The organism is Shewanella sp. GXUN23E, assembly GCF_050865035.1.
In the GTDB taxonomy this organism is placed as follows: Bacteria; Pseudomonadota; Gammaproteobacteria; order Enterobacterales; family Shewanellaceae; genus Shewanella.
This window is the reverse complement of record NZ_JBOZWP010000012.1, coordinates 124,413-148,314: the sequence shown is the minus strand read 5'-3', so window position 1 is coordinate 148,314 and position 23,902 is coordinate 124,413. Positions and strand designations below refer to the sequence as shown.

22 protein-coding genes are annotated in these 23,902 nt (G+C 51.1%); 4 read left to right on the top strand and 18 right to left on the bottom strand.

All coding sequences use genetic code 11. The features are described from left to right. The 8 genes from ACRRUX_RS12340 to ACRRUX_RS12305 form a co-directional block, all read right to left on the bottom strand. A partial coding sequence (locus tag ACRRUX_RS12340) for a hypothetical protein (RefSeq protein ID WP_432530697.1) occupies positions 1–295 on the bottom strand: 295 nt, incomplete at its 3' end. A gap of 624 nt (positions 296–919) precedes the next feature. After that, on the bottom strand, positions 920–1,312 hold the full coding sequence (locus ACRRUX_RS12335) for a ribonuclease E inhibitor RraB (RefSeq protein WP_432530695.1): 393 nt from the start codon (positions 1,310–1,312) through the stop codon (positions 920–922). Positions 1,313–1,390: 78 nt separating this feature from the next. Further along, positions 1,391–1,618 carry an RNA-binding S4 domain-containing protein gene (locus ACRRUX_RS12330; RefSeq protein ID WP_432530693.1) on the bottom strand — a complete coding sequence of 76 codons (228 nt, stop codon included), beginning with the start codon at positions 1,616–1,618 and terminating at the stop codon, positions 1,391–1,393. Positions 1,619–1,721: 103 nt separating this feature from the next. Then, entirely contained in the window at positions 1,722–2,255 is a 534-nt protein-coding gene (locus tag ACRRUX_RS12325; protein WP_432530691.1) for a GNAT family N-acetyltransferase, read from the bottom strand. 69 nt (positions 2,256–2,324) lie between these two features. Further along, positions 2,325–2,603: a peptidylprolyl isomerase gene (locus tag ACRRUX_RS12320; RefSeq protein ID WP_432530689.1), complete on the bottom strand. Its 279-nt coding sequence runs from the start codon at positions 2,601–2,603 to the stop codon at positions 2,325–2,327. 160 nt (positions 2,604–2,763) lie between these two features. Continuing rightward, positions 2,764–5,217 (bottom strand): hypothetical protein, encoded by a 2,454-nt coding sequence (locus ACRRUX_RS12315; protein WP_432530687.1) that lies wholly within the window; start codon positions 5,215–5,217, stop codon positions 2,764–2,766. After that, positions 5,214–6,704, bottom strand: coding sequence for a glycerophosphodiester phosphodiesterase (locus tag ACRRUX_RS12310; protein ID WP_432530685.1), 1,491 nt, complete (start codon positions 6,702–6,704; stop codon positions 5,214–5,216). Before ACRRUX_RS12310 ends, ACRRUX_RS12315 begins: the two co-directional genes overlap by 4 nt. Before the next feature lie 180 nt (positions 6,705–6,884). Continuing rightward, positions 6,885–8,729 carry a DUF885 domain-containing protein gene (locus ACRRUX_RS12305; protein ID WP_432530683.1) on the bottom strand — a complete coding sequence of 615 codons (1,845 nt, stop codon included), beginning with the start codon at positions 8,727–8,729 and terminating at the stop codon, positions 6,885–6,887. 67 nt (positions 8,730–8,796) lie between these two features. Between ACRRUX_RS12305 and ACRRUX_RS12300 the strand changes: the two genes are divergently transcribed. Next, complete coding sequence (locus ACRRUX_RS12300) at positions 8,797–9,300, top strand: diguanylate cyclase domain-containing protein (RefSeq protein WP_432530681.1); 504 nt, start codon at positions 8,797–8,799, stop codon at positions 9,298–9,300. Between the two features lie 57 nt (positions 9,301–9,357). Here the strand turns inward: ACRRUX_RS12300 and ACRRUX_RS12295 are convergent, their stop codons facing one another. The 7 genes from ACRRUX_RS12295 to ACRRUX_RS12265 form a co-directional block, all read right to left on the bottom strand. Beyond that, on the bottom strand, positions 9,358–10,617 hold the full coding sequence (locus tag ACRRUX_RS12295; protein WP_432530679.1) for a tetratricopeptide repeat protein: 1,260 nt from the start codon (positions 10,615–10,617) through the stop codon (positions 9,358–9,360). A gap of 11 nt (positions 10,618–10,628) precedes the next feature. After that, positions 10,629–11,243 carry an energy transducer TonB gene (locus ACRRUX_RS12290; RefSeq protein ID WP_432530677.1) on the bottom strand — a complete coding sequence of 205 codons (615 nt, stop codon included), beginning with the start codon at positions 11,241–11,243 and terminating at the stop codon, positions 10,629–10,631. A 2-nt stretch (positions 11,244–11,245) separates the two neighbouring features. Next, the gene (locus ACRRUX_RS12285) at positions 11,246–11,650 is read right to left on the bottom strand and encodes an ExbD/TolR family protein (RefSeq protein WP_432530675.1); all 405 of its coding nucleotides are present in this window, start codon (positions 11,648–11,650) and stop codon (positions 11,246–11,248) included. Between the two features lie 13 nt (positions 11,651–11,663). Then, positions 11,664–12,191 carry a MotA/TolQ/ExbB proton channel family protein gene (locus tag ACRRUX_RS12280; protein ID WP_432530673.1) on the bottom strand — a complete coding sequence of 176 codons (528 nt, stop codon included), beginning with the start codon at positions 12,189–12,191 and terminating at the stop codon, positions 11,664–11,666. Then, complete coding sequence (locus tag ACRRUX_RS12275; RefSeq protein ID WP_432530671.1) at positions 12,191–13,549, bottom strand: MotA/TolQ/ExbB proton channel family protein; 1,359 nt, start codon at positions 13,547–13,549, stop codon at positions 12,191–12,193. Before ACRRUX_RS12275 ends, ACRRUX_RS12280 begins: the two co-directional genes overlap by 1 nt. Continuing rightward, positions 13,549–14,331, bottom strand: a complete 783-nt coding sequence (locus tag ACRRUX_RS12270) for a DUF3450 domain-containing protein (protein WP_432530669.1) — start codon at positions 14,329–14,331, stop codon at positions 13,549–13,551. The genes ACRRUX_RS12275 and ACRRUX_RS12270 overlap by 1 nt, the downstream gene beginning before the upstream one ends. 828 nt (positions 14,332–15,159) lie before the next feature. Beyond that, positions 15,160–15,804, bottom strand: a complete 645-nt coding sequence (locus tag ACRRUX_RS12265; RefSeq protein WP_432530706.1) for an MBL fold metallo-hydrolase — start codon at positions 15,802–15,804, stop codon at positions 15,160–15,162. A 215-nt stretch (positions 15,805–16,019) separates the two neighbouring features. Here ACRRUX_RS12265 and ACRRUX_RS12260 point away from each other — a divergent pair, with 215 nt between their 5' ends. After that, positions 16,020–16,994 carry an ABC transporter substrate-binding protein gene (locus ACRRUX_RS12260; RefSeq protein WP_432530667.1) on the top strand — a complete coding sequence of 325 codons (975 nt, stop codon included), beginning with the start codon at positions 16,020–16,022 and terminating at the stop codon, positions 16,992–16,994. A 13-nt stretch (positions 16,995–17,007) separates the two neighbouring features. After that, positions 17,008–18,306, top strand: a complete 1,299-nt coding sequence (locus ACRRUX_RS12255) for a diguanylate cyclase domain-containing protein (protein WP_432530665.1) — start codon at positions 17,008–17,010, stop codon at positions 18,304–18,306. Positions 18,307–18,423: 117 nt separating this feature from the next. Here ACRRUX_RS12255 and ACRRUX_RS12250 read toward each other — a convergent pair whose 3' ends face one another. From ACRRUX_RS12250 to ACRRUX_RS12240, 3 genes are read right to left on the bottom strand one after another with little or no spacing between them, the layout of a single operon-like run. After that, positions 18,424–18,804 (bottom strand): cytochrome c3 family protein, encoded by a 381-nt coding sequence (locus ACRRUX_RS12250; RefSeq protein WP_432530663.1) that lies wholly within the window; start codon positions 18,802–18,804, stop codon positions 18,424–18,426. A 42-nt stretch (positions 18,805–18,846) separates the two neighbouring features. Next, a complete protein-coding gene (locus tag ACRRUX_RS12245) occupies positions 18,847–20,490 on the bottom strand; it encodes an HAL/PAL/TAL family ammonia-lyase (RefSeq protein ID WP_432530704.1) in 1,644 nt (547 codons plus the stop codon). A gap of 50 nt (positions 20,491–20,540) precedes the next feature. After that, positions 20,541–22,094, bottom strand: a complete 1,554-nt coding sequence (locus tag ACRRUX_RS12240; protein WP_432530661.1) for a flavocytochrome c — start codon at positions 22,092–22,094, stop codon at positions 20,541–20,543. Positions 22,095–22,268: 174 nt separating this feature from the next. Here ACRRUX_RS12240 and ACRRUX_RS12235 point away from each other — a divergent pair, with 174 nt between their 5' ends. Further along, positions 22,269–23,795 carry a sigma-54 interaction domain-containing protein gene (locus ACRRUX_RS12235; protein ID WP_432530659.1) on the top strand — a complete coding sequence of 509 codons (1,527 nt, stop codon included), beginning with the start codon at positions 22,269–22,271 and terminating at the stop codon, positions 23,793–23,795. Positions 23,796–23,902: the final 107 nt, after the last annotated feature.

The following is a 23,902-nucleotide window of genomic DNA, read 5'->3' as shown; positions in this document are numbered from 1 at the left end:
GGTTAGCGGTATTATCAGGATCGGCAGGTCTTGTTGGCTGCAAATAGGCCCACTCAACCTGAACGACTATGCCATCAACATCTTCTGCCCAGTTGGCGGGTTTAGCTGGATCAGCCACATTGGGATTATCAAAACCATTGCGACTGCCGGGAGCCTGGGCAACATCACCACGGGTATAAAAGCCAATTGCGCGATCTTTTGCCTGCGCCTCATCCACCACAAAGCTACCAAATACAGTAGCAACCATAACAGGAAGTAACGACCACCATTGTCTGGATTTTTTAAGTTCAAACATATTAAGTCACCTTATATTTTTATTGTTTACAATAGGTTACCGCTTAATAGTTAACAACAAATATCACATTTATATGATATTTAGCTCAAGCTAGCATTCAGGAATAGAGGTGTCACTACTTTATATTGAAATATCTTCAAGTTACTCATGGGGCAATTTCTGAAGATGCGCAGCCTTACTCCCGGGCCATTTTTGCTGCTGATTGACCAAAAGTAACAAGACAAACTACGGGTGCTTACTGTTGCAACTCGTCACAACGAAATCCCCTAACAGTAATGCAGGCAGGCGGTGGTTGAACCGGATGTTAACAGATTAGGGTTTGGAAGAGGTTTGGGTAGCGTTTGGAGCCTGTTTACATGTTTACAGGCCTTCCTCCCAGAAAGATTTCATCGACCATTGCTTCGCGCATGCTTTGGTGACAAAACAACTTAGGCGAACGTGCATCAGCCACCTGGCAGAAGGAAAATTCACCGAGTCAGACGCCAGGTGATGCCTATCCCCAGAACAATTCCCCAACCGCAGGCAGAAAAACAAAACCCCGCTTGAATAAGCGGGGTTTTCAGTGTGTTTGCCCCAACCAGATCTTTGGTGGTGGCAGTCAGCAATCGTCAGCGGATGCTTAGATCAGTGGTGACAGTGTTCGCCACACTCATGGTCGTGATCATCATCGGCAAACTCTTCATCACCTTCCTGATGTTGCATTACGCCCCAGCCGTCGGTCATGCCGTCGTATTCAGCGGCGAAGTTGTTCAGTGCCACTTCACGCTCAACGATGGCATCATACTCAGGCACCATGTTCAGGGTGACAATCAGCTCCCACTTTTCCAGCTCTTCGTTGAAGTTGATTTCCAGATCGCCATCGTCTTCACGGGCAACCAGATCTTCCAGTGCTGACTCAGCATCGCGCTTGTCGTCAAATACCAGAAAGAAATCCACGTCCAGTGCTTTGCTCAGATCTATGCCCGACTCGGCCATGGCCTGCAGCATTTTGCCGTTATCGTCATCAGGAAATTGCATATTTGGCTCCAGTTTTTGCATTCTTTGCTATCGCATTTATCGCGTCAGTGATCCCCGGAAATAGTCCCGGAACGAGTCTTACCCGGCAACCACGCGCAGGGTCACGCCCTGAAATTCAACGGTATCACCCACCACCAGCTTCTTACGCTTGCGGGTTTCCACTTCACCGTTAACCAATACCATGCCTTCACCAATCACATGTTTGGCTTCACCACCACCGTCAGCCAGACCTTCAGCTTTCAGCAGTTTGTACAGTTCAATAAATTCATCCCCGGCGCGCAGGGGAAACAGCACTTGATCGCTCACTCAATTTTGCCTTGGTTAATTTCAACTGCTGCAGTATACCTTATCCGCCTGCAGGGCAACATACTGACGGCCGACAAGATAGCCGTCATGCCAGCACTGTCATTCAGCGCTCGCTGGCGACCAGCCCCATCACATACTCATCGACCCAGATGTCACCAATGCGATAGTGCGAACGCATCAGCCCTTCCTGAGTAAAGCCGCATTTTTGCATCACTTTGACGGAAGCCTGATTTTGAGTGGCGCAGCAACCCACGAACTTATGCACCTCAAATCGCAGACAGGCCCAATCAACGACGGCACGGAGACTCTCGCTGGCGTAGCCTTTTCCCTGTTGTAAGGGAGACATCATATAGCCGACTTCAACCCGCTTGCTGAAGGCATCCTGACAATAGAAGCCGGTAAAGCCGACAAACTCGCCATCCAGGGTTTCAACCACCAGAGTCAGCCAATCACCGCTTGCGTAATACCAGGGCTGGAGGCGCCCCTGAAATTTGGCGATGATCTCAGCCTCACTTTGCACTTCCCGCACAAATCGGTTCACTTCTGCATCCAAGTGCAGCTCACGGAATGCCGGCCAATCCCGCGGCTCAATGGGGCGAATGATCAGCCTGTCGGTGTAGAGTATGCTTGCTTCCATGGTGCAGCTTCCTGTTGCGGCAATAAAAAACGGCAGATAACTGCCGTTTTGGATGTGCGTGTCAGACTATCAGCCGCGGCTGGTCACTTCCAGCAAATGGTAACCAAATGCGGTTTTCACCGGTCCCTGAACTTCATTCAGTGGTGCGGAAAAAACGACGCGATCAAATTCAGGCACCATCATACCCGGGCCGAATGAACCCAGCTCGCCGCCCTGGGCGCCCGATGGACAACTGGAATGGGCTTTGGCCAGTTCGGCAAAATCAGCGCCATTTTCAATTTGTTGTTTCAGCTCAAGACACTGTGCTTCTGTGTCTACCAGCAGGTGTCTTGCTGTTGCCTGTACCATAAAACTTACTCCTGTATATTGCCCTAAGGCATGATGGACACCGGACTGCCCTGCTTGAAAAATCAGGTACCACCATCCGGCGCCAGACTAGCACTGCAGGCTGAACATCTGTCGCCGGCAGCAATTCGGTCAGTATAAGACTGACCTATGACAAAGCCAATTATTGCTTCTTCAATTCAAATTCATGGGTTGACTGGTTGGGGCTGTGTTTCACCCAACGCCGCTGGGTCTGATAGCCGGGCGCCGACACCTGAATATCATAGTTGCTGACAGGCAGCGCCATTGCCGGTTCATACCTGGGTTTGATATTCATAATCCGCACCTTGGCTCCTGTGATATTGACCTTCACCGTCAGCGGCACCAGTTTGAGCATCCCCTGTTCATCCACCACTTCGCCGATATTGGCGTTGCTACTCCCGATCACCAACATAGGCATTATCCAACTATCGAGCGCGCCAATGCCCGGTTCCAGATGGCGTTTGAACAGCCCCGTGATACCCAGTTGTCTATCCAGACTATCCCCCAGCGGCTGCACCACCGGCTGGGTGTGTACCACCCAACGCAGTGCCAGCGCCGCCAGTGGTGAGCTTTGCTGCTCAACCTGGTCAAAGAAGTAACCGGCAGTCGAGCCGCCCTGGGTAAATCTGGACTGCAACAGCGTCACTGGCACCACCAGTACCAACAGGATAAGCCCGATACTGATGCCATAGTCGCGCCAGCGATTGATCTGCTGCGCCGGCTTAAACAGTTGCCAGCATTTCATCGGCAGTTTCAGGGCGGTCAGGATCACCAGCAATAATGACAATGCCATGGATATTGGCGGCACCAATACCGAACGCAGGGCATTTTTCCCTTCCTGCGCCAGCGGCCCGCCATCGGCAAATTGACTCAGGGACGCATCCAGATAACCAATCCAGTGTTCGGTCTCCCGCTTGATATTGGGCTGTATGGCAAAGCGGTAAAACTCTTTGTTGTTCCAGTCCGCCAACATGGGAGAAACATAATAGCGCTCGCCCATTTCGGCTTTAATTCTTGCCTGAATCGCATCACTGCGCTGAAACTGTGCCCAGCTCAAATTCGGCTTGAGGGACCAGCCCTGTTTGCGCATTTGCTGTTGCCAGTTGGCATCTGCTTCCTGCCGGACCCGTTTGGCCACCGCCGACTGAAACGCGCCCATTTGGGTAATTTGCCAGTCACTGCCAAGGTCTATGCCCTCTTTCGCCAGACGTGCCCGTACCTTTGTTGCCGTGACTGGATGCTGACGGAATGCCGAAAGCTCAGTAATCCCCATGGGATAACCGGTTTCCCGGGCAAATTTGTCCTGCCAAAGCGCCATGATTTTCGGCGTATAATCCGCGACATCACGACTGTATACCCAGTTCACCACCTGCTCCCCGGCATCACCGGTCAGGTGCTCAAGCCCGGCTACCAGTGCCGACAGTCCCAAGGTCATCACCGTCTGACCAACCGTGGTTTCCCCTTTGATCCGTCCTTCCTGACGGATAAGCCAGTAATCCAGCGGTTGATAGCTCAGATGATATTTTTTAAGCAGCCGCTCGTGGGATTGATCCACATCGCGGATACAGGCATTGAGCCGCTCGGGATTTTTGCGCTTTTTCTGATACCGCTCAATACAGTCATTGCGCTCATCAAACAGCCTGGCAATTTTTGGTGCCATTTCCTGCGCCCGCACCTCTGCGCGGCCCCAATACGCCTGCTGCGCTTGTTGGTATTTATTCCAGCCTGCGGCGACTTCTGACTCGACCTGCTCCCAGGCCTTGTCGGCGCGTGTCGGTGATGAGGCAATCGCGCTGTTATAACGTTTAACCCCATCCTGATAGCGCGCCCAGCCCTGCGTCAGGCGCTCGCGCATTCCCTGGTATCTGTCGTAATAACGCTCAAACTCCAGTCCGGCGCGATTGCTGATGTACCGCTCAACGATGGCGTGCTTTTGTTTATCAACATGCTCCAGAAATTCGGAGTTGGCGTACACTAACCCGCCCATCAGTGCCAGAAAGGTCATCTCTTCGGGCCTGGTCGCATGCGCAGGATCGTAAGGCAGCCCGGCAATATTCACCGCATTGGTCGCCAGACCGGAGCGCAAGATGGAGGCAAAGAAGGCTTCCTGGCGCTGCTGGGCACTGCTGGGGTCGACCAACAACTTGTCAATCAACAACTTTTGCCCAAAAAACACAGTCGGCCAGGCCAGTGCAAAAATCACCACTGTGCCCAGCAGCACTCTGGGCACGGTGCGCACCAGCCAGCCCTTGAGCAGCCAGTCCGTCAGCAGCAAACTGACGCCAATACCTGAAATGGTGCGGCCAAATAGCTCAACCAGATGCAGCTCATGACTGTCCATCACGCCACCACCGGCAACCTGCACCAATCTGGCGTTAAAAATGGCCTCCGGCAGCAGATACAGCGCCGACAGGATAAACAGTGCGATCATCAGCCATCTGGGTTTATCAGTGCTGAGTTTGTCACTTTTGAGCTTGTCACATACAGGCCTGCGCCTTTGGGCCTCTGGGCTGGCGCCGCAGTCACTGCTTACCACCGGATGCGAGTCAAGCGGCACAGGCTCTCCAACCGACACAGGAGTCTTGGCATCACTCACTGTCGACCTCCGACAGGCAGACTGATCTCTACCGCTTTGCCCATCACTTCCAGTGAAGCATCATCCTGTATGACTTTAGGCCCGTCGTCTGCCTCTTTTGAGCCAATGCCCGGGTCTGGCTGATGGGCAAACAATGCCCGCACTTTGCCAGCCAGCGTCAGATAAAAGCCATTGCTGACATAGTCACTCTGCTCATCAAGCCGGGAAAAGTCGGCATCCGATGGCAAAAATCCGATCATCTGCGGTATAGACAATGACTGACCCAGCACCTGCTCACGGGACAGGGCCAAAGCAGGCGGATAGACCAACTCGGGCTGCATCCGACTGTAAAGGTGATATTTGTCGGTGTCAGCAATCACTTCGTCCGGCAGCGCCCTGCCCTGACGTTTGAGCAAAGCCAGTTGGGACTGATGATAATCGGTGCCGTTAATGCTGTAGCTGGCAAGCCGCTTAAGTCCTGCAGACTGTACCCGTTGAGCAATCGATGGAGAGCGGACAAGATTGCGGATATCCACGTGCAAACCTGAATGACTGCCCAGCTTGTTTTTCACCTCAGCAGCCGACAGCTTGTTGCTGCCATTGCGGTGCCTGCGGCGGGTTTCATAACGCCCGGCAAAATTTACCCAGTCTTGGTACTCACCATAGGCGGCATCGGATTGCACCGCTTTACGGTACTCACGTTTGGCAATCTCGATGGACTCACCATCAGCTTCCCAAACATAGCCAAGATACACCTGTGGATTGAGCGCCCTGAGCTGTTGCAGAGTGTCTATCTTCATCGCCGAATAGAAGAAATTGCCTTGCCCCAGGGTTTCTCTGGCCATACGATCCAGGTGGTAAAGTTCGGCATTGCCCGCCTCGGATTTAAGTTCAATATTGAGCGGTTTACCTGAGCCGTTATAGCGCGCCCACTGGCGGAACACATCAAAGGCATAAGGCGCGGGGTAAGAAGTCAGCTGCCCGCTTTTGTCGCGAATGCGCAGGCTGTTCCACTCTTTGCCGTTGATGTCATCCATGTCAAAGCGTTTACCATCAGGGCGGGAAACGGCGCGGCCGGTTTTACTATCATGATGCACCACCCAGTAACCATCCCCGGTAAGCATCACATCAATCTCGGCGCCATCAAAGTCGCCGGGAAGCGCCATACTCACGGCATCCGGTGAGTTTTCCGGCCAGCCATAGTGGCCCCTGTGCGCCACCACCTGCGGCAGTCCTGCAGGCACATGGATCATACTGAGCGTACCGGCTCCTGTCATAAACAGGTTACGGCTGGCCAGCGCCAGCTGCTCAGCTTCAAGGGAAGCCAGTCGCTCGGGTGTGCTGGCATATTTCATGGCGTTGGCAGGCAATTGTGCCAACGCCGGGGTGGTATTCCACACCACAGGAGCTGGTTTGGGCGCGGTCTGGCAGCCGGTAATCAGCAACATAGAGGACAGAGAAAGGGCTAACAGTCGCCGCATCTTGCGGCTGGTCCAACGAGATTCCATAAGAGATGAAACTGCTTTTGATTGATGGCAAACCAATCAGGCGGTTGCCTGACACAAAGCGCCAAACCTTAGAGAGTTAATGCAGCAAATTCAACAGAATAATGAACAAAACATGAATGCGGGCAAGAAAAAGCCCTGCTTGGCAGGGCTTCAGATTGTGACTGATAACGGTGAAATTTATCAGGAACTTTGTGACGCTATCCAGCGATCAATTTTTTGCTCCATCACTGCCATGGGCAAAGACCCTGAAGTCAGCAACTGATCATGGAACGCCCTGATATCAAACTTATCGCCCAATTGCGCTTCGGCGCGGGCACGCAGCTCGAGAATTTTAAGCTGGCCGACCTTGTAGCTCAGCGCCTGTCCCGGGATCGCCATATAACGCTCAACCTCAGCAATGATGTCGGACTCCGCCATGGGCGAGTTATCTTTCATATACTGAATCGCCTGCTCGCGGCTCCAGCCTTTGGCATGCAGACCTGTGTCCACCACCAAACGCATAGCGCGCAGCATCTCATCAGACAATTTGCCAAAGTACTGATAAGGGTCGTTAAACAATCCCATTTCTATACCCAGGTACTCGGCGTACAGGCCCCATCCCTCTTCAAACGCTGTGTAGCCAGAGAAGCGCTGGAAATCCGGCACGCCTTCAAGCTCCTGCTTGATGGCTATCTGGAAATGATGGCCTGGTGCGGCCTCATGCAGTGACAGCGTGGTCATGCCCCACTTCGGCTGCGCCTTGAGATTGTAAGTATTGATATAGAAGATGCCGGGACGACTGCCATCCACAGCGGGAGACTCGTAGGACGCACCGGCGGCACTCTGCTCTCTGAACGCTTCTACAGGCTTGACCACATAATCTGCTTTGGGCATCACATTAAAATAGTCTGGAAGTACCAGATTAATTTTATCTTTCAATGCCATATAACCATCAACCAGATCCTGACGGTCAGTAAAGAAGTATTGTGGTTCACTGGACAGCGAATCAAAGAAAGCATTGAGATCCCCCTCAAACCCCACCTGCTCGCGCACCTTATCCATCTCTTTAAGAATGCGGGCCACTTCGTTGAGGCCGACCTGGTGAATGTCATCCACAGGCATAGTGGTGGTGGTGTGACTGTTGGCCAGGTGCTGATACCAGAGCTTGCCATTGGGTAAATCCCACCAGCCATCACTGCCACGGGATTTGGGCAAATAAACCGTGGCAAAGTATTCTCTCAATCCGGCCAGTGCCGGCAGCAAACGCTCACCAATCATGGCTTTGTATTGGCTTTGCAGCGCAGCTTTGTCAGCCTCTGAGATACTGTCAGGCAGATTGGCCACAGGGCTCCAGAAAATACTGTCCTCCGGCACTTTGCCAGTCTGGGCATCCAGTTGCGGTAAAATCCGCTCAACCAATACTCTCGGCAGTACAACCTTGCTTTCAATCCCCTCATTCATGCGGACTTTGGCCTTTGCAATCCAGTCAATGAAACCATCAACCCGTCCCAGCCAGTTCTGATAGTCTTGCACCGTATTGAAAGGTTGCGCGCTCTCGCCACTGCCCAGCTGAATCATGGTGATCACCACGCTGTAGAACTGATTCATTGGCATAAAACGCTCAGGGAAGGTTTCACCGACCAGTTCAGTATTGCGATCATACTCAAACAGGTCATAACTCAATTGCATTTCGGGGGGCAAAGCGGCCCTGTCTATTTGCTTTAATTTGGCCAGATAGCTTTTGTTGAACTCATGACGCTGCTTCAAAAATTCATCAGACAGGTAATCACCAAACTGATTGTTGTAGTCTGATACCCCAACATAGGTTGCCATGATGGGATTCAGTGCCAGGTAATCACTGAAATACTGCTTAACCAGCGCCTGATAAGCCTGCTCAGCGGTTTGAGAAGCGACATTTTCAACCAGAGTTTCAGTCCCCTGAGCAGCAACCTGACTTTGTCCCTGATGTGTATCACCACAACCACTTAACGCCAGTAATACAGCAACAGATAATGCTGATTTAACTCCAGATACCATTTTATTCATTGTAATTTTTCCTGTTTCCCCAAATAGCTATCTATACTTCCTGTATCAGGTCAGAGGGAGGCACCCGATGATATATTCATTCAGAAACTCTGCATTCCGGGACCCGGAAACCGGTGTATATAATCAGATTTACTTCCTTGAAGTATTCCACCGTGAATGGCACAGACACCTGCGTGAGCAGGAGCAATTAACGCTGGTATTTCTGCGCCCCCACCTACATGAAACCTACCGCCATCAGGGGCTGATGGAATCCCTTACTGCCGATATTCAAGCGTGCCTGCTGCGAGCAACTGACATTATTGCGCGCCTGGAAAGTGATCTATTTGCCATTGGACTGTTCAACATCAGCGACCACGGTACAGCAACCGTAGTAGAGCGGGTGGAACAGTGTATGGATCAATTCGTCCAGAATTATGAACGTGACCATAGCTTCAGCCTGGGCTATAAAATTGCCGCCGTAGGTTGCAACCCTACCCGCAACAAGTCACTGGAAACCCTGTTTGAACGGGTCCATCAGTTAAGTGGCGAGCTTGAACATAATGCCAACCAACATCTGATAAGCAAATTCTAATTGAATTTGAGTTACAAAAAAGGCCACATCACGTGGCCTTTTTCACTTGGCTTAACATCAAAGTGTCACGTTGTTGATACGTGCTTTCTCTTTGATATAGCTGATATAACTCTTGGCGTTACGAGCAGTTTTACTGTCGTTGGCAGCACGCTGCATATAGGTATACGCTGACTTGTACTGTTTCAGACCAATATAGGCCAGGCCCAGTTCAAAATCGACTTCACCCTGGTTCTTCACTCCTGAATCCAATGCCTTCTTAAAGGCTTCGATTGCAGGTTTGTAGTCCCGCTCAATGGAGTACAGGCGACCTTGCTTCAAGTACATATCACCATCGTTGTCGAAGGTCGCAGCTTCACCGTAATAGCTGGCAGCAACTTTCAATTCTTTGGCCTGATGGTAAAAACGGGCCAGTTGCTCAACGTTGGCTTTATCTTTCTTGATGTCACCGGCCTTCAGATGTTTTTCAAACACCTTGGCGGCCTGATAAGGCGCACCCTGCTGAGCCAGCAACTGAGGCAAACGCTTCAGATTGGCTTCAGTGGTAAGAGCACCCATCTTGTACGCCAGATCATAGGTAACCGCAGCGTTGTTGTAGTCTTCAACCAGCAGGTAGAACTGTGCCAGCTGTACCCACAGTGATTTGTCCGCAGGGAACAACTTCACCATAGTTTCCAGCACACCGATGGCGTTTTTGTACTGTTTCTTCTCGTAATAAGAAGTCAGCTTCAGTTGATACAAGCCTTTATCAGGTTTGTCTGCATACTGAATCGCCTTGTCGGCAGTTGCCAGTGTCTTGTCCCACTCTTTGAGCTGACTGTGTGATACGGCAATCCGACGGTAGACCTGAGAGTCTTCTGTTTTACAGGTGAATTCCATCCACTTGTAATAGTACTCAATTGCCCCTTTGAATTGCTTCTCACCCACCAGAATATCGGCATACAGGCGCATGGTCTGGCCATGATCTGCACCACCCAACACATTGGCGTCTACGGCTTGCTTCAGATATTTGAGTGCCGTATCCATCTGCCCCTTTTCGGCATAGAAGTTACCCAACATACGCGCGACATAAGCCTTGTCGAAACTGTCACTTGGGTTGGCTTCCAACAGAATGGCAATGGCTTCATCCAAATTACCATCCTGATAGGCCTGAAATGAGCGCTGAACTTTTTTAGCACTGCTCTGACCAACGGCCTGAGACTTGCGCTTGTCAATCGGACATTCTCCCTTGGCTGCAGCAAAGGCAACCGGCGACGCCACCAGGGCGCCACCTGACAAGGAGAGCAACATCAGTGCGGCAAGTTTGTTCACTTTACGCATTCACAATCTCCTTAGTCTTTATTGAGTTTAAAGTCCAACTGGACAGTCATGCCGGGTTGTTTGATGGCCTTGCCGTCAACAATCTTTGGCTTGTACTTCCACTTTTGCAGTGCGCGCTTGGCTTCACGGTCAAAAATACGCTTGGGCTCAGCATTGATGATTTCAATGTCCTCAACCCCACCGATCTCATTGATGGTAAAGCTCAACTGCACCCAGCCTTCTTTACCGTCACGTGCTGCTGCCACAGGATACTGAGGCTCAATACGTACGATTGGAGTGGCGTCACCGTCACGGGTCATCATGTTACCCAACTTAAACCCTGTGTTGGCCGAACCCGCTTCTACCGCCCCCATGTTGAAAGACATGGAAGTATCGATGTCAGATGAAGCATCTGGTGGCGTCACATCCGGCTTAGGCGGCTGCTCCGGTGGTGGTGGTGGCTTAGGTACTACCCTCGGTTTGGTTTGCGCCTTTGTATCCGTCTTATCCATGGTAACTTGAATAACCGGGTTTTCTTCACCGACTTCGGCGCGCTTGGCGCCTCCGCCGATCAAAAATGCCATGAATACAAAGAGAGCAAATGTGATAGCAGCACCAATGATGATTGATACTATTGCTCTAATCATAATCAATCTTTCCCTGCTGATACCGAGATCTTGTTAACCCCTGCGGCCTTAACCTGATCCATTACCTTGATAACCAGACCGTGCTGAGTGTCTTTGTCAGCTTCGATCAGAACGGCTGCTTCCGGAGATTCCGCCAGCATACGTTCTACGTTAGCCGTTACACGCTCCACATCAACCTGACGGTTTTCCATCAGGATGAGGCCTGTCTTGCTGATACCGATGAAGATATTGGCAGACTTCTGCTTGGTTGCAGAGTTGGCTTCTGGTTTGTTGTAATCCAACCCCGACGGCTTCACGAAAGACGTGGTTACGATGAAGAAGATCAACATGATGAACACGATGTCGAGCATCGGCGTCATATCGATTTGTGCTTCTTCATCCATACTGGAATGCTTTTTACGTGCCATATTTATTCTCTCTTTAATGATGCGGCATGCTGTCTTTCAGCTTTTCAAGACTGATTTTCATCTTGGCGTCCAGGCGGGTACTGAAAAATACCCCTGAAAGCGCCGCGACCATACCAGCCATGGTTGGCATAGTTGCCATCGAGATACCTGCCGCCATCATGCGCGCATTACTCGTTCCATGAACCGCCATTACATCAAACACGCTAATCATACCGGTTACGGTACCCAGCAGACCGATCATAGGACAGATGGCTACCAGAGTTTTAATGAGCAGCATGCGTGCATTCAAGTCTTGCTTAGCTTGGGATACCCAAGCTTCACGGATGCGGTGTGCATACCAGGAGGTAGTTTCCTCTCTGGCGTCCCATGCAGTGATAATTGCCTTGTGCTGCTTTGGCGTGACAAAGGTCAGATACCAATAACGCTCCAGCATTAACACCCACATTAAGAACAACACTGCCGCAACCAGCCAGAGGACATCGCCCCCGGAGGCCATGAAGCCCCTGACGGAATCCCAAACATCCATCAGGATTAGCATCATTACTTAGCCCTCTTCTCAGCGTGCTCGGCTACAATACCAGCGCTCTGTTCTTCCAGAATCTGAACCACAGACTTGGAGCGTGCTACCACAATAGCGTGCAGCAACATCAGAGGCAGTGCAGCAATCAGACCCTGAACGGTAGTGACCAGAGCCATGGAGATACCACCGGCCATAAGTTTTGGATCACCGGTACCGAACAGCTGAATGCTCTGGAAGGTTGCAATCATACCGGTTACGGTACCCAGCAGACCCATCATAGGCGCGATAGCTGCAAACACTTTGATGATAGAGATACGGGTTTCCAGTGCTGGCGTCTCTTTCAGGATGGCTTCATCCAGCTTCAGTTCCAGAGTCTCAACATCAACATCTTTGTTTTCCTGGTAAACTTTCAGGATACGACCCAGTGGGTTGTTACCTGGGTTGTCCAGATTCTTACGCTGAGCCTTAACTTTCGCGGAAATGATTGACAGAGTGATCAGACGTTCAAGCGCGATCAAAGCACCCAATGCCAACAGAATCAGAATGATATAACCGATTGGACCACCCGCTTCGATACGGTCTTCGATAGATGCTTTCTGAGTAAAGATGTTCAGCAGCACGCCACCGGTCAGGTCAACATACAGGTTCTCAGTGGTACCGGCAGCGGCGCCTTCAAATGGAGCAACTGTGCTGACCACATATCCATCAGGCTGCTGAGACAGTTCCTGGATCAGACCCAGCTCAGGATTGAACACAACATATTCGCCGTCAGCCAACAGGTTGAAGGTACCAATACGGGTGATGGTGGTGTCGCGCACGTTACCATCGATACCGGTTACCTGACCCTGGAACTTAACGACTTTGCCACTTTCAACCATTTCAAACAGCTGCTCTTCCCAGAACTTTTCCAGCTCTTCGATTTTTGGCAGCTGCTTGCGGGCACCCAGTTCAGCGATGAACGCTTCACGGCCTGGGTATTGAGCAGTCACGTTGGAGCCAACCAGCTTACCGGCGAAATCACCGGCTTCACCCTTGACCACACCGAACATTTCACCCAGGTCACCCTGTGCAGTTTTCAGGTCTTCTTCCAGTTGAGCAATTTTACGCTCGTTGTCCAAAAACGCCTGGTTCAGGTCCTGACCACGCTGACGCTCTGCCGCCAGAGCATCTTTCTCACGCTTCAGCAGTGCGGCTTTGTCACCACGGTCTGCTTTGAATTCAGCTTCACGCTTGGCGTTTTGCTTGGACTGAGAGTTGCGGTCGGTTTGAACCTGTTTCAGCAACTGTTCAATATTCTGAGGCGCGTTTGCCGCAACAGCACTGGCAGAGCTCAGAGCGAATGTCGCCGCCACGATGGCAGTAGAAATAAACTTCTTCATTATTGTGCAGCCTCCGCAGCTGGAATTGGTAAGGAGAAGAGATCTGGTGCACCCTGCTTACGGGCCATACGAATACCTTTGGTCAATTCACGCAGGTATGAGGCATCCAGCGCATCCCAGCTTTTGGTTTGCTCGTTGTACATCCAGCCAGACTTCTGATCCAGACTCTGCGCATACAAGCCAACGCGACCCAGATTCAGGAAGTCAACCAACACTTCTTTACCATCAATATTCAACTGACCAGTCTCAATGCCCAGGAAGCGGCCATATTCGCGTTCAATGTTATAGGCATCCAGGATCAGACGATATTTTTCTGCCAGCGTCACTTCAGCAGTGTTCAGCAGGCTCTTGAGGTTCTCTACACGCTCTTTGCGGATTTCGGTGTTGAACGGCAGATCCAGGGCCACAAATTGGTCCAGTGCCTCTACCATTTTGAACATCAAAGGCACAACGCCCTGACGCAGACGGTCAACACCATTGATGTCGTCCTGAATGGACTTCATGGTCGCTTCCTGATCGGCAACCAGACTGGCCAAATAATCGTTATAGGCCTTCAGGGACTCACGCTCATCAGCAACTGAACTGTATTCGAACAGCATGTCCTGAGCCTGGTCAAAATACTTATCAACCGTCTTTTGAGATGCAGCGGCCTCAGCATGAATCTTGCCATCCGCTTTTTGCACGTCGGTAAGAGGGTCTGCAACGACTAAGTTGCTGCTGGCAAGCGCCAGGGCACCAACCAGTGCAGTAGCGATTTTTGTTCTATTACTTACCTTGGACATAGTTCCCAACCAATTTGATGTGAATTAAAAAGGTTAAACTCACAGGCTGCGTGCAATTTGGCAAACAATGCCACTGCCAATCACGCCTTTGAGTATGTCTTTATATTGTGATTGTTTGTTTTTTGTTTCCTATCCCATGCCCTTCCGGGCATAGACCCGGTGGCATCATTTCACAAAATGTTGACCTGTGTCAACAATGCGGCAGCAGTAAAACTGTGTGAAAAATGCCTTTGACGCGGGATTATCACAAAACGATGTTTTTTTAAACTTAACCGTTTTAAGAAGTCAGCAATGACGATGTTCACAAACCACCAAAACAAAAACAAAGCCCATGTTTTACTTAATTTTTATCACAAAATAATTAAGTCATTCCTGATTTAGCAATGTGAGTTCAATCATTAACATTCAATCTAATTTACTGAAGTCAAAACCTCTTGGATCAATCACTTTTGCACCATTCCCTGCGCCACCACCAAACCATAAGGTTGCTGATTTGAAAAGATCTGAAAACATACGCCGAAATTTCAACCCACACTTTGTTAATGATGGAATATCTGCATTTGTTAATTTTTAGATGTGAAATTTGCTGTATCAGAATATTAAACAGTGGACAACCGTGCCATTGTAAATCATTCTCATTTACAGATAAGTGATCGACTGCACAGCATTGAGTGCCGATATCAAATGCCGCACCCGCAGTAGTAGACAGAATAAAAATAAACCGTAAAGCAACAGGTTAAGACTAGCCAGAAGCTGTTGTCCCGGATGTCAGGCGAGATTCTGAAATAACAACGAAAGAAAAGGGGCCCTGTCGGCCCCCTGTTGTAGTTAATCGAACAATTGGTCGGCGACGAACGGGTTACTGCGCCTCTCTTCACCAAATGTCGATACCGGACCATGCCCCGGGATAAAAGTAACCTGGTTACCCAAAGGCCATAATTTTCCGGTAATAGACTTCAACAACTGTCCATGATTTGAACCGGGAAAATCGGTTCGCCCAATAGACCCTCGAAACAATACATCCCCAACCAATGCCATATCCGTGTCTTGATGGTAAAACACAACATGCCCTGGTGTGTGTCCCGGGCAATGCAATACTTTTATTTCCATGTCACCAAGTGACAGGCGATTACCATCTTCCAGATATTGATCCGGTTCAAAACTGCCACACTGCGGAAATCCGAACGTTTGACTTTGATGAGGTAACTCTTCAAACAGGAATTTATCGGCAATATGAGGACCATATATCTTAACACCGGTCGCATCCGCTAACTGCTTTGCCCCACCGACGTGGTCAATATGCCCATGGGTCAACAGAATCTTGTCCAGGGTAACTCCCTGCCGGGTCAGCTCAGCCTGAATTCGCTCCAGATTGCCCCCGGGATCCACAACGGCAGCCTTTTTAGTGGCGTCACACCACAACAAGGTGCAGTTCTGCTGAAAAGGGGTTACGGGAATTATCAGATATTTCATCAACTCATCACTCATAAACGGCATTGTCTACCAGACTACGTCAACTCAATACCCATGCGCCACTGCAAATATCACATAACTGAGCAAATATCCGTCTTCCTGTTCTTGCCGCTGTCTATTTGGCTAAGTCCATATTATCGCTGGGCATTCGCGAAAATGTCATTGGTTGACTACTCTTAAAAGCATAACAGGGATTCTTCTGAAATGGACATTGGATGAACAAGGTCGTTGCATTGGCAGTGGCTGGATTGGCTATAGCTACCTCGATATTTGTATTCACTCGCCCCACAGGCGATATGCCCACTTATTCTCTGACGCTGGCGGTATCCGAAACCCCGCTGTCTGCCCCACTGCTTATCGCTGATGAAATGGGAATGTTTCAGGAAGAGCACCTGAGCGTCACCATTGACATGTGTAATGGCGGCAACCAGTGTTTTCAAATGATGGCCGATGGACAGGCTGATTTGGCAACCTGTTCAACCTCTGTCGCTATGTTTCGGGCGTTTACTCCTGACCAATTCCAAATATTCGGCAGCTTTGCCACATCGGGCAATGACATCAAACTGATTGCCCGGAAGCAGAAGTCACTTACCAGTCTGGGACAGTTACGACAGTTTCGCGCCGGAGTGGTCAAGGGGAGTGCCAGTGAATATTTCTTTGACTCATTAATGATTCTCGGCGGGGATTCGGCAGCGCCAATCCAAAAACACTACTATCCCCCCGAGCAATTGGCTCAGGCATTGTCCGACAATCAGGTTGATGTCGTGTCAATTTGGGAGCCCTGGAGTTATTTACTGCTGAAAAGTCAACCGGATGCCGAGCTGCTCGATACCAAAGGACTGTATCAATTGAGCTTTAATCTCGCCGGTAAGCCAATTACCTCACAAACCCAATTGGACAAACTTGTCGCGCTTTTTAAAGCACTGGAAAAGGCCAATGTATTCATTTCCGAACACCCTGCCCGAGCCAAAGCAATCTTGTCAGCCCGGTTGGGGGTCCAGACAGATCAAATAGATTGGGGATGGGATGACTATCACTTCCAGATCTCAATGGGAAACCAGTTGCTGTCATCATTGGAGGATCAGGCCCAGTGGGCGGTGCAATCCGGGGTCATTGAGGCCAGATTACCACCGGACTTCAGAACGCTGATTGATCCAAGGCCATTGAACTTGCTCAGAAATTCGGAATAACGGACAAATAACCATGAAAATTGCCCACCGCTTGCTCATTCTGGTCGTGCTCAGTCTTATCATGACCCAGGTGCTGCTCTATTCATTGATGAAACACCGGGAGATCCAGGCACACTCCCACACCCGAATTGAACATGTTACCCGTATTGAGCAGCAAATGGATTTGGTACGCAACCAGCTATGGCAGCTGCAGCAATATGGCGATCGTCTGGCCATAGATAAGATCCGTACCGAGCAGCAAACACTCACATCCCTGCTGGAACAAACCCAAATCGATATTCCAGAGCAACAGGTGCTGGTCAGCAGCATGCTGAAAATCAGTGAGGGGATCAGCCGGTTATTGGTCATTACGGAGCAAAATATTGACTCGGGAGGTCAGGGTATGACCTCCCCCAACGGCATGCTAATGTCTCGCTACGGCATTGCATTTCAGGCCATGACCGAGACCATCTTTCAGTATCAACGCTCGGTGATTACCTATGCAACCAGCGAGCAGCAAAGCTATTTCTACTTAAATGGTGCCGCCATGTTGCTGTTCACCCTTACTCTGGTGGGGGTGGCAACCCGAACTTACAGCCAATTCAGGCAAAATCTGACCCTGCTCAATCGGGGGATAGGTGCGCTTGCTGAAGGCGATATGACCAGCCAAATCTACCTTCCCAATAATGACGAGCTGGCTAAATTGGGAAGAGAGTTCAATCGGATGAAAGCCTGTCTGGAAGAAACCACCATACAAAAAGATGAACTTGCCAATGAAGTCGCCAAACAAACCCAGCAACTGCAGCAACAGCAGGAAAAATTGAGGTACCTGGCTGATCACGATGATCTGACCGGCCTGTTCAGTCGCAGTGCATTCAATAATCTGTTGGAAGTATCACTGCTCCGATGTCAGCGCAATGGTGACAAGGCGGGTTTACTGTTTGTGGATTTGGACAAATTCAAGCCCATCAATGACAGCTATGGTCACGCGGCGGGAGACTGTGCATTGGTGGAAGTGAGCGATCGGATGCAACAACTGCTGCGTAAATCCGATGTTATCGCCCGCTTCGGTGGCGATGAGTTTGTCATTCTGGTTGAGCCGGTTAAGACCCGTGACGAATTGCTGAACCTGGCCAACAAACTGCAGGAGTGCCTGTGTCGTCCCATACAGTATCAGGGGATTGCGCTTGAATTAGGGATCAGCGTGGGGATTAGCATCTATCCCCATGATGGCCTGTCGGCACAGGAGCTGCTGCTCAACGCTGATGACGCCATGTACCGGGCTAAGAAGTCCGGAGGCATGACCTATGTATTTGCCAGCGCTGCCGGTTAAGCCGGGGCGACACTCATATTCGCTGACAACCGGATACATCAAAGCCGCAGCTCGCTGACGTCCTCCCGAAAGGAATTACCTCAGCGCTGCGGCTTTATCATCACATAAGCCCGGAGCTTAGCGCTTCATGTCCGGATACTGGAACTCATGACACTGGTTACAGTACACCTTGCTCTCTTTATGCTCCATATGACAATAAGTACAAGGCAGATCAGTACCATAATGCAGACTGTCATGGGGATTGGGCTCAACATTGATATCATGGGGATCGGCACGTTTGGTCATCTCAGCCACATCAGCCGGCGTGCCATGACAGGCTTCACAGGCTGCAGCGTCCGGAATGGTCTTGCGTTTGGCATCACCATGACAGGCAGCACACTCCACCTTACCGTTATCACCGGTCATGACTTCCTTGTGGTAGTCCTTGATACCGAAAGCACTGGCGGCCGCCGGCATCAGTGCCAGCATCAACATCATTGCAGTTAGTTTCTTATGCATGTTATTTCCTGCTGCGGGGCCACTGACCCCGCATTCTTTTGATCAGTAGTTCGTGATAAATTCGCTGGCAGCTTTGATATCCGGCGTGAACGGACGGTCCTGCTCAACAAATGGCACCTGCTTGCGGAATGCCTTGTACATGGCCTCAGTTGCATCACCCAGCTTGATGTCCGGATTAGCTTGCTTACGCAGGTCGATAGCCTGAGTCGAGTGCATCAGCTCCAGGCCATAAATGATGTTGGTGTTGTCAACAATCTGGATCAGATTGTCAGACGCCAGCTTCAGGTTGGTGAAAGTGTCTTCGATATTACCGGCAATCGCGATGCCATCGAAGGATACCGGTCCGGCCAGCTGTTTGTTGCGCACCTGCATGTCCACGAACGCCTTCTGGATTGCACCAAAAGCGTGACCGTTGTTTTCAGGCGCCGCCAGGAAGCGTGACAGCTTGGTAAAGTGGTTGTCCGACAGGTGAATAGTGCGCTGCACCGCATTGTGGGATACCTGCGTCAGGGCAATATTCAGTCCCTGAACAGCCAGTGCTACCGGCAACGGTTCAAAGTTAGTGGTCGGGAATACACCACCTTTACCTTCAACCAGGTACTGAGACACCTGAGAGAATTGGCTGTAATCATCGGATGCATCCAGCACTACGGCTGGGTTATCGTCAGAATGGTTAATCTGAATGTCGATCATCTGACCCAAATCAGCCAGCGCTTTCTCGGCTCCTGCCAGGGTATAACCTGTGGTGCGGAAACTCAGTGGGTCCTGCAATGGGCGGTCTTTGTTAGCATCCCACAGGTAACTGCCATTGAGCACATTACGGATATCACCGGCCACTTCACCAATATATGGGAACGGACGGATATCATTGGTTTGTGGCAGGAATGGCGCAATATTGCCGTTCAAACCTTCCAGACTCAGACCAAATACAGTGGGAGAGACTTCAATCAGATGCTTGGCATTGCGATAGCCTTCCATCGCATAGGCAACAGCAACTGAGTTGTTGGACAGAATCGACAGCGCATCTTTTCCGATTGGCTTGAGCGGCTCAATATCAGCTTTATCCATCGCCTTGGCCGCGCTCATGCGCTTGCCCTTGTACATCACATCCCACTCACCGATCATGGCCAGGCCCACGTGAGATGACAGCAGAATGTCCGCTTCGCCAACAGTGCCCTGAGAAGGAATAATGGGAGTCAGTCCTTCATTAAGGAAGGATTGATACATGTGCGCCACGACCGGCTGAACACCGGTTTGACCGGAAAGGATCGTGTTCAGACGCACGGCCAGCGCCAGACGGGTCAGACGCACCGGCATGGCTTCGCCAACCCCGGCACTGTGCGCCCGCAGGGTGCTGACATTGAACTGGCTTGAAGCTTTCATCACTGCGTCGCTGAGTTGACCATTGGCGTCAAACAGCTTGTGATCCTTGTTCAGACCCACCCCCACGGTCAGACCATACACCGGCTTACTCTGACGGGCAGACTCCATCAGCAGGTCATAAGCTTTCTCAAGACGCACCAGCGCATCAGGCGCAATCTCAACCTCTGCTCCGTCTGCAATTGCCCAGGCCTGAGCCTGAGTCATATCTTTACCGGTGAGGGTGATGGCATCTTTTGCCAGTGCACTGCCGGAAATCATTGCCAGTGCCAGTGTTGCCAACATCGCTTTTGTTTTTTTGTTCATCATTCTCTCCACTCCTCATTCTCCACACCTAAATAGGGGGGACGGAATTATCAGGATAATTTAAGGTCGATACCTTTTTCTGAAGCACACATACGGCCGGCATTACGACCGGTTACGACGCCTTCAGCCACCGCACAGGCGCCCAATCGGCTGGCGCCATGGATACCGCCGGTCGCTTCACCGGCAGCATACAGTCCCGGAATAGGTTTATTGGTTACCAGATGCAGCACCTCACTGCGGGTGTTCACTTTCACACCGCCCATGCAGTAGTGCACTTTTGGCCACATACGGGCGGCATACCATGGGCCTTCTTCCAGCAGAATGGCTTCCTGCATTGGACGGCCAAATTCTTTGTCGGTGCGGTTTTTAACTGCGTCATTCCAGCGTTCAACCTGAGCCTTCAGCTTGTCAGCCGGCATACCGTAGATCTGAGCCAGCTCTTCCAGCGTGTCCGCCTTTTTGATCACGTTGTACTTCATCCCCCAGCCCAGAGTCTGAGCCTTAGCAGCGCCGGCTGCGTTGGTGAAACCAACCGGATAGACAGGTGCACCATTTTCATCACGGCGGGTCATGATCGCGTCAGCACGGGCTTTACGGTCAGCCAATTCGTTAAAGAAGCGCTCACCGGTACGGACGTCCACCACAATGCCGTGGGGATAGGTGGCGATGGTGGCAAACTGGGAAGCAGTACCAAAACCTTTCTCGTCTGGAGAGGACCATGGGCCCAGCTGGATCTGATCCAGATGAATCGGGTTAGCACCAATCAGCATCATCTGCTTGAGGGCTTCAGAGGTTGCGCCGGCATGGTTGGTTGAATCCAGTTCATGGTTCAGCTCTGGCATCTGCATCATGCGATATTCGACATCGTTGCCAAACCCGCCGGTTGCCATGATCACGCCCTTGCGTGCGCCGAAGCGACGGATTTTACCGGTTTTTTCTTTCGGGAAATAATATCCTTCACGAACCTGAAGCCCGATCACACGGCCTTTGTCATCCTGGATAAATCCTTCCATTTTGACTTGGTTGCGCATATCAATGCCCTGCTCACGGGCGACTTTGATCATCGGACGGATAATACCGGCGCCGGAGCTCTCAACAGTCTGCAGGACACGTTGAATGGAGTGGCCACCAAAGTGCTGGACGAAAGGTTTCCACTGCACACCATGACCAATCAGCCATTCACAGGATTCGGCAGTACCGTCACACACCAGTTTGAGCATCTCAACGTCATTCATGCCCCGACCAGCCTTCAGCATGTCCTGCACCATCACGTTGACATCGTCCTGAATACCGGCCTGTTTCTGCAACGCACTACCGGCAACCGCCATCGCGCCGCCGTTAATGGTGGAGTTGCCGCCAAATACCGGCATCTTGTCGATAACCATCACGCTGGCGCCACCTTCACGGGCCTGCAACGCCGCTGACATACCGGCAAAACCACTGCCAACAACAATGACATCCACGACTTCATCAAAGGATTCTGGAGTCGCCGGCGACGCCACTGCGGTACCTGTCACAACGGCCCCCAAACTTGTGGCGGCGATCGCCATACCACCTTTCAAAATCGTTCGACGACTGTGATTAAATTCTTGTTTTTCTGACATTTGGAACATTCCTTCAATTAGGTTCCAGGGGAGATAATCTATGCCATGACAGAGCATTAGCCGTGCCAACTACCTAAAAAGGGTAAACAAGGTGGGAATTTATGACTGGCAACACACAAGCGCGATATATAACGATTTAAAATCACGATATGTCGTGATCAGCGTGATATATCAATGGAAAAAAACTGCTATTTCGAAGCAACCCAACGCCTGTGTGCCAGCCTGCATCTGGAAAAGTCTCTGGAGCACTATTTTCACTATATGAAACAGCAGTTGCCCATTGATGGCATCTTTATGAACCTGTTCCAACCCGAGCAGCAACGTATTCAATTTATCGCGCACGCCAATAACGACGCCGCCGAGGCACTGGATCTGTGTGTGACACTCACCCCACAGATGTGTGATCTGCTGAGCCAGCCTGACAGGCCGGTTATCCGTATTATCAATCACATTGAACTGGACGCTGTAACCCTGCATGTGGCCCCCAAAGTCGTGCCGGGGATCCACTCAGTGATCCTGCTGCGGATGATCTGCGATGACACCCATCTGGGCGTTGTCGGTTACTACAGCTTTCAACCTAATCGCTTTCGTGCCATTCATGCTGATTTGCTGGAATCTCACATGCCGCCACTGGCGCTGATCACCGCTTTCAATCTGCAGGGACGTAACCTGCTGGCCCAGAATCAACAGCTCAGTGAGCAGAACGACACCCTGAAACGCACACTCAAGACCAGTGCCGGGGTCATCGGCTGTGATGCCGGGCTGAAACGGGTAATGGAGCAGGTTCGGGCAATCGCTCATCTGCACACCAGTGTGCTGATATTGGGAGAAACCGGTGTAGGTAAAGAAGTCATCGCCAATGCGGTACATGAACTGTCTCCCCGCGCAGACAAACCCTTTATCAAGGTTAACTGCGGCGCCATCCCGGACTCCTTACTGGACTCGGAGTTGTTCGGTTATGAGAAAGGTGCTTTTACCGGTGCCGAGCAGCGCAAACAGGGCTACTTCGAGCAGGCCAATGGCGGCACCATTTTCCTTGATGAGATTGGTGAGTTGCCGCTCAGCGCGCAAGTCAGGCTGCTGCGGGTACTGCAAAACAGTACCATTACCCGGGTCGGCGGTCATGAACAGGTGGAACTGGATATCCGGATCATCGCCGCAACTCACAGAGATCTGCAGCATATGGTGCAGGACGGGCAGTTTCGTCAGGATCTTTGGTACCGGCTGGCAATATTTCCGATCCAGATCCCGCCGCTGCGTCAGCGTACCGGCGATATCCCATTACTGGCGCAATTTGCACTGGAAAGACTGGCGGCCAAATTTGGCCTGACGCACCTGCCCCGGATCCCCTCAGAGCAACTGAGCTTGCTGAGCCGTCACAGCTGGCCCGGCAATGTGCGGGAAATGCTCAATGTGATTGAACGGGCTGTCATTCAGAATCCGGAAGGGCCATTGGATTTCAATTTCCTGATGCCATCCCAGGCGGAAGAAGTGACCTGTCATAATCAACGGGTGATCATCGACCCCAGTCGGGCCGGCGACAAGCTGGTACCACTGGATGTGATGATGCAAAAGTACATCAGCCACGCGCTGAAAGTTTGTGGTGGCAAGATATACGGCGCCGGAGGCGCAGCTGAGATGCTGGCCATCAACCCCAATACACTGCGCAGTAAGATGAAAAAGCTCGGCATCTCGCCATAACCCGTGAAAACCTGGCTGCTGCCCACTTTAACCAGGTTCCTTCCCTGGCTTTGGCTTTTTAACCTGGAAAAGTACTGTGGTGACAACCAGCGCGCACTGGCGGCTTC